The sequence below is a fragment of the Luteibacter sp. genome (assembly GCF_051958795.1).
Classification (GTDB): Bacteria; Pseudomonadota; Gammaproteobacteria; order Xanthomonadales; family Rhodanobacteraceae; genus Luteibacter.
The window spans coordinates 1-5,031 of record NZ_JBQCFT010000068.1 but is presented as its reverse complement, the minus strand read 5'-3'; the positions used below and the strand labels follow the sequence as shown (position 1 = coordinate 5,031).

The 5,031-nt window shown below is 62.2% G+C and carries 4 protein-coding genes; 1 reads left to right on the top strand and 3 read right to left on the bottom strand.

Annotated elements, in window-relative coordinates; translation table 11 throughout:
• Positions 1–124 precede the first annotated feature (124 nt).
• The gene (locus ACTHLF_RS03810) at positions 125–748 is read left to right on the top strand and encodes a trimeric intracellular cation channel family protein (protein ID WP_440325014.1); all 624 of its coding nucleotides are present in this window, start codon (positions 125–127) and stop codon (positions 746–748) included.
• A gap of 29 nt (positions 749–777) precedes the next feature.
• Here ACTHLF_RS03810 and ACTHLF_RS03805 read toward each other — a convergent pair whose 3' ends face one another.
• The 3 genes from ACTHLF_RS03805 to ACTHLF_RS03795 all read right to left on the bottom strand — a co-directional run.
• Positions 778–1,215, bottom strand: a complete 438-nt coding sequence (locus ACTHLF_RS03805; protein WP_440325012.1) for a DUF3617 domain-containing protein — start codon at positions 1,213–1,215, stop codon at positions 778–780.
• A gap of 74 nt (positions 1,216–1,289) precedes the next feature.
• Positions 1,290–3,326: an alkaline phosphatase family protein gene (locus ACTHLF_RS03800; RefSeq protein WP_440325010.1), complete on the bottom strand. Its 2,037-nt coding sequence runs from the start codon at positions 3,324–3,326 to the stop codon at positions 1,290–1,292.
• 207 nt (positions 3,327–3,533) lie between these two features.
• The coding region (locus tag ACTHLF_RS03795) for a multicopper oxidase family protein (protein WP_440325008.1) at positions 3,534–5,031 on the bottom strand (1,498 nt) is incomplete at its 5' end.

The window sequence follows — 5,031 nt, the reverse complement described above, 5'->3', positions numbered from 1 at the left end:
GGACAATGAAGGCTCAACTCCAGGCCCTGGACTGACGGCTGCGGATCGGCGCGGTACTTGCCTCTGATCGAATTGGCACAGCGTAATCGACCAGATCTGCATCTGAGTTATGAAAGGGGGCGTCATGGTGCGTCAGCGCGTAGTGCTCATCGCCGATCTGATCGGTACGGCCGTCTTCGCGATTGAAGGAGCCACTGCGGCGATCCATGCCGGGCTGGATCTGCTCGGCGTGCTGGTCCTTTCGTTCACCGTCGCATTGGGTGGCGGTGTGATCCGCGACCTTCTTATCGGTGCTGCGCCACCCAACGCATTACGTGACTGGCGCTATCCGACGCTGGCCTTCGTTGCCGGGCTCGCCACGTTCCTGCTACATGCGCAGATTGAAGCCGTGCCCTTGATGTTCATGGTCACCCTTGATGCCGCAGGCCTCGCGCTGTTCGCCGTAGCCGGTGCGGAGAAGGCGATTGAATTCAACATCAGCTCGATCAGTGCGATCCTGATGGGTGCGGTCACTGGCTGCGGCGGCGGCGTTATCCGCGACGTGTTTCGTGCGCGGATACCGATGGTCCTGAATACGGATATCTATGCCAGCGCTGCGCTCCTGGGCGCAGCGGTTGTCGTGGCGGGGCGGCGGTTAGGCTTTGCGCCGTCCGTGGCGGCGATGGCGGGTTTCCTCGCGTGCTTCGCGGTGCGCATCCTGGCGTTTCTCCTGGGGTGGCATTTGCCCCGGGTAAGCGGCGCGCTTTAACGTGTCGCCCGGCTATTGCTCGTGCCGCGCTAGTCCTGCGGACTGGTGCAGGCAGCGTACCGGGCGCCTTCCACCTGCGTAACCTCGCCGCGGCCTTCGACCGAGACGCTGCCGGTGTAGTGCTTGGCGCTATCGAAATTCACGTGTGCCGAAGCCTTCGTGCCCGCCTTGCAGGTGAGGTTCCATGCCAGCGACGTACTGCGGCGTTGCTGGTCCGTGGCGGTGCACTCGCCCTCCGCGGGCGTCCACGCGGCGAACGTGGTCCAGGGATCGGCACCTTCATCGACGCAATGCCAATGCACCTCGGGTGAGCTTGCCTTTCCGTTGACCACGTGTCGGAACAGGATCTTCCACAAGCCGGGCATGGCGCCGAAGTCACCGGGATCCGCGCGTACAGGCGTGATCGCCATGATGGCGAGGGCAAACGCGGCGGCGGCAAGCGGGGTGAGCAGTAAACGCTTCAACATGATTCGACTCCTTGCAACACGAAAACCCTGCCCGCTTTCGCGGGCAGGGTCGTTATCGAATGAACCGTGTGCGATCAGTCGGCGGCCGCGGCGGTGTCGCTGACATCCTCCCTGGTGAAGTTGAACATATCCATGAGGTTGCCGATGGCCGGCGCATTCACCGGCACATACGGATGCTCGCGGAACGACACCGGGTTAGGCAGGTTGTCGCGGCTGCGGGCGGAGATCTGATCCTTCAGGTTCCAGTTGGCCTCGACGAATTTGTCGAACGAGACATGGTCGTAATAGGTGTGCACGACCTTGCCGCCCTGCGAGTACTTCGACACCACCAGCAGCGGAATGCGCGTGCCGTCGCCGAAGAAGTCGATCGGCTGGATGTAGCCCGAATCGTAGTAGCCGCCACCTTCATCGAACGTCACCATGATCACGGTGTCGTCCCAAACCTTCGGGTTGGCCTTGGCCATTTCGACGATCTTGCGCACGTAGCCTTCAAACAGGTCCAGCTTCGACGAGGCCGGATGGCCATCGAGGATGCCGTCCGGCTTGGCGATGGAAACGGCCGGCAGCGTGTCGTTCTGGATGTCGTCGTACAGGTCGTTGATGTCCTGGTTCTTGGCGCGCAGTTCCGGGTCGGTCATGACCTGCGTGGAGTACAGGAACGGATCGCAGATGTTGCAGAAGGTGCCGGCTTCACCGTCTTCCTTGCCGCCGCCGAAGCCTTCACCGTAGTACTTCCAGGAAACCTTGTGCTTCTCCAGCAGCAGCGCGAGGTTTTCCTGTGTGGTCGGCGGGATGGTGAACTGGTCGGCGCCCAGCGGAGCCGGCGTGCCATCACCCATATAGCCTGGGTTGTAGTTGTTCACCAGGTAATAGGCCTTGGCCTTGCAGTCAGTACCCTTGAACGTTAGGTAGGGCAGCGAGCGCAGGTAGTTCTTGATCTGCTTCACGCCCGGCTGGCTTTCGTCGGCGCACTCGACGTACGAACCACCGCCGTAACCGTCCTGCACCCACCAGTTGTTGGTACCGAATTGCGAATCCGGATTCTCGATCTGGTTTTCCGGCGGGGTGGCGGGGTTGCCATTGGCGTCGGCGTAGTAGATCAGCGTGCCATAGCCAAGCATGATGTGGTTGGCACCCGTGCCGCCCATCACCGACTGGTGGAAGTTGTCGCTCAGCGCATACTTCTGGGCCAGCTCCTTGAAGTAAGGCGCATCACCCTGGGCCATGTTGAGGAACTGCATGGCGGTGGAGCCTTCGCCGGTGGTCTGGTCGTTGAAGTTTGCCGGCAGCGGAGCGCCGTTGTTGCCCGCGCCCATGGTGGTTTCGACCCAGGGGAACAGATCGTTGCGACAACCGCTCGGGCTTTCCGCAGTGGCGGCCTTGGTGTCGCAATCGAGCTGCTGCCACATCTGGAAGAAGCGATGCACGGGGCTATTCGCATAGGCGTCGTAGCTGATCGACGCATGCATGTCGACCGGCGCATTGGGGAGCGTGGCCGGGAAGCGGGTATCGACCACGCCGTTGGGCAGGCCCGTGCCACCGGCGGCGAGCATGTCGTAGGCGTCATCGGGCAGGGCCGGTTCAAGCGCCTGCGCCTGCGCGGCAGAAGCGAAGGGAGCGGCGGTGGGTGCGCCACCGGTGTTCATCTGCGGAAGCGTCTTGTACTTGCCGGCTTTCTTCGGCGACATGTCGAACTTGCCGGTGCTTGAGGCCATGAACTGCCTGGCGAGTTCCACATTCGGACCCGGCGTACCGTCGGCATTGACGATGCCCTTGGACAAAAGGTTGTCCACCGACTGGCCCTTCGGCGCAGTGTAGGTGCCATAAACGTGATCGAACGTGCGGTTCTCACCGATCAGCAGGATGACGTGCTTGATCGGGGTAACGGTGTTGTTGCTGTTGTCCTGGCCGCGCGGCGGCTTGTGCAGTACAACGACGCCGCCGGGGAGGCCGGGCTGGTTCTTGAAGGGAGCCACGGGCACGTTCTTGCGGAACTGCGCGTCGTGGTCGGGCGGAGTGGTGTCCTGAGCGCTGACGATGCCGGCGAGGCCGACCGAAAGCGCACCAAGCAACAGCGGCGTAAGCCGCGTGCGGTGCAACCAAGTAACCATTTGCGATTTCTCCCTACTGGAAGTCTTTCCCCCTGATGCTTATCGACTGAGGTTTTGGTTGCCCGTCGACCGCCGTGAGCATCTGCCCCGCATATGACGAATCGTTGGCACGGCGGCGACAATGCGCGAGAGCGTGATGACGTTAACGTGTCAACGCAAGATATTGCGAACAATGACTGCTGCCGCCGCAAGAAAGAGCCGGACGGTTCACACCAGTTCGTAAGGACGCATCATTTCGTTGTCTTCGTGCTCGAGGTAATGGCAGTGCCAGACGTATTTGCCTGGCTCACCGTCGAAGCGCGTGACGATGCGGGTGACCATGCCGGGGTCGCAACGCACGGTGTCTTTCCATCCAGCTTCATGCGCGGCCGGCGGTATCGATGGCCCGGTGAACTTCAGTTCCTTGCGGGCGTTCCACGCGAAGAGATCGAACGGACGGCGCTCCAGTACCTGGAAGCGCACAAGGTGCAGGTGGATGGGATGCGCGTCGCCCGTCACGTTGACGAACGTCCAGGTTTCAACGGTGCCCTTCCTGGGCTTTTCGCTGATGGGATCGCTCCACATCTTCCCATCAAGCAGCATCGTCATCGGATTGCCACCCGAATCGTCCTGCTCGCCCAGTGCAAGCACGCGGTCCTGCACCGCCGTGGAGGGATCGATGCGCTGCACCGGCCGCAATGCGGCAGGCACTACCGAAGTATCGCGGCGGCCTTTGGCGCGAACGCGGAACTCGACGATGCCGTCGGCCTGGTGGCGTAGCTGCACCGACTGCCCCGCATAGGCACTGAAGTCGACGATGACCTCGGCACGTTCGGCCGGATAGAGTTCGATGTTCAGGCGATCTGTGGGTGCGGCCAGCAACCCTTGGTCGCTGCCGATCTGCTGGAATGGCTTGCCATGTGAGAGCGATAGGTTGAAGAAGCTGGTATTGGCTACATTGGTCAAACGAAAGCGGTAGCGGCGCGGCTCAACTTCGAGGTACGGATACAGCTTGCCGTTGCACAGCACCGCGTCCCCGCGGCATTCGGACACCCAGGGTGCTTCGCGATCGTCTGAGACCGGGTAATAAAGCTTGCCGCTCTTGGCGAGCAGGCGGTCGTAGAGCATCAACGGAATGTCGTATTCGCCCGAGGGCAACCCCAGGGCTTGCTCGTCGTCGTCGTGCACATGGAAGCTGCCGAACAGACCGGCGTAGATATTCAGCCGCGTGATGCCCATGGCGTGGTCGTGGTACCACAAGGTGGTGGCGTCCTGGTCGCCCGGGTAAAGGGCAGTCAGCGATTTGCTCGGCACGTACCAGTCTTCAGGCCAGCCATCGTTCGGCGCGGAGACGCGCGCACCGTGCACATGGGTGATCGTGCGAACCTCGGGTTTGGATTTCTCCGCGCCATGAATACCGTGATCGATAGGCAGGAAATGGCGGGTAGGAAGTTCATTGGCCCATTCCACCAGCACCGGCTCGCCACGGCGCGTCACGATCGTAGGGCCCGGCGTGGAGCCCGCGTAACCCCATTGCGGCGTCGGCGGGAGATCCCGGTGCACCCTGGCACTGAATGCCTGCATTGGCATGCGGTAGAACGGTAGCTGCCGGCTACCGAATGCGGTGTGGGTACGCTTGCCGGTGGGCTGGGCGATCGGGGGCACGGGCAGGGCAACCACGAACTTCGCCAAGGTCACCGGGTTCACCAGCGGCACGTTCGGCGCG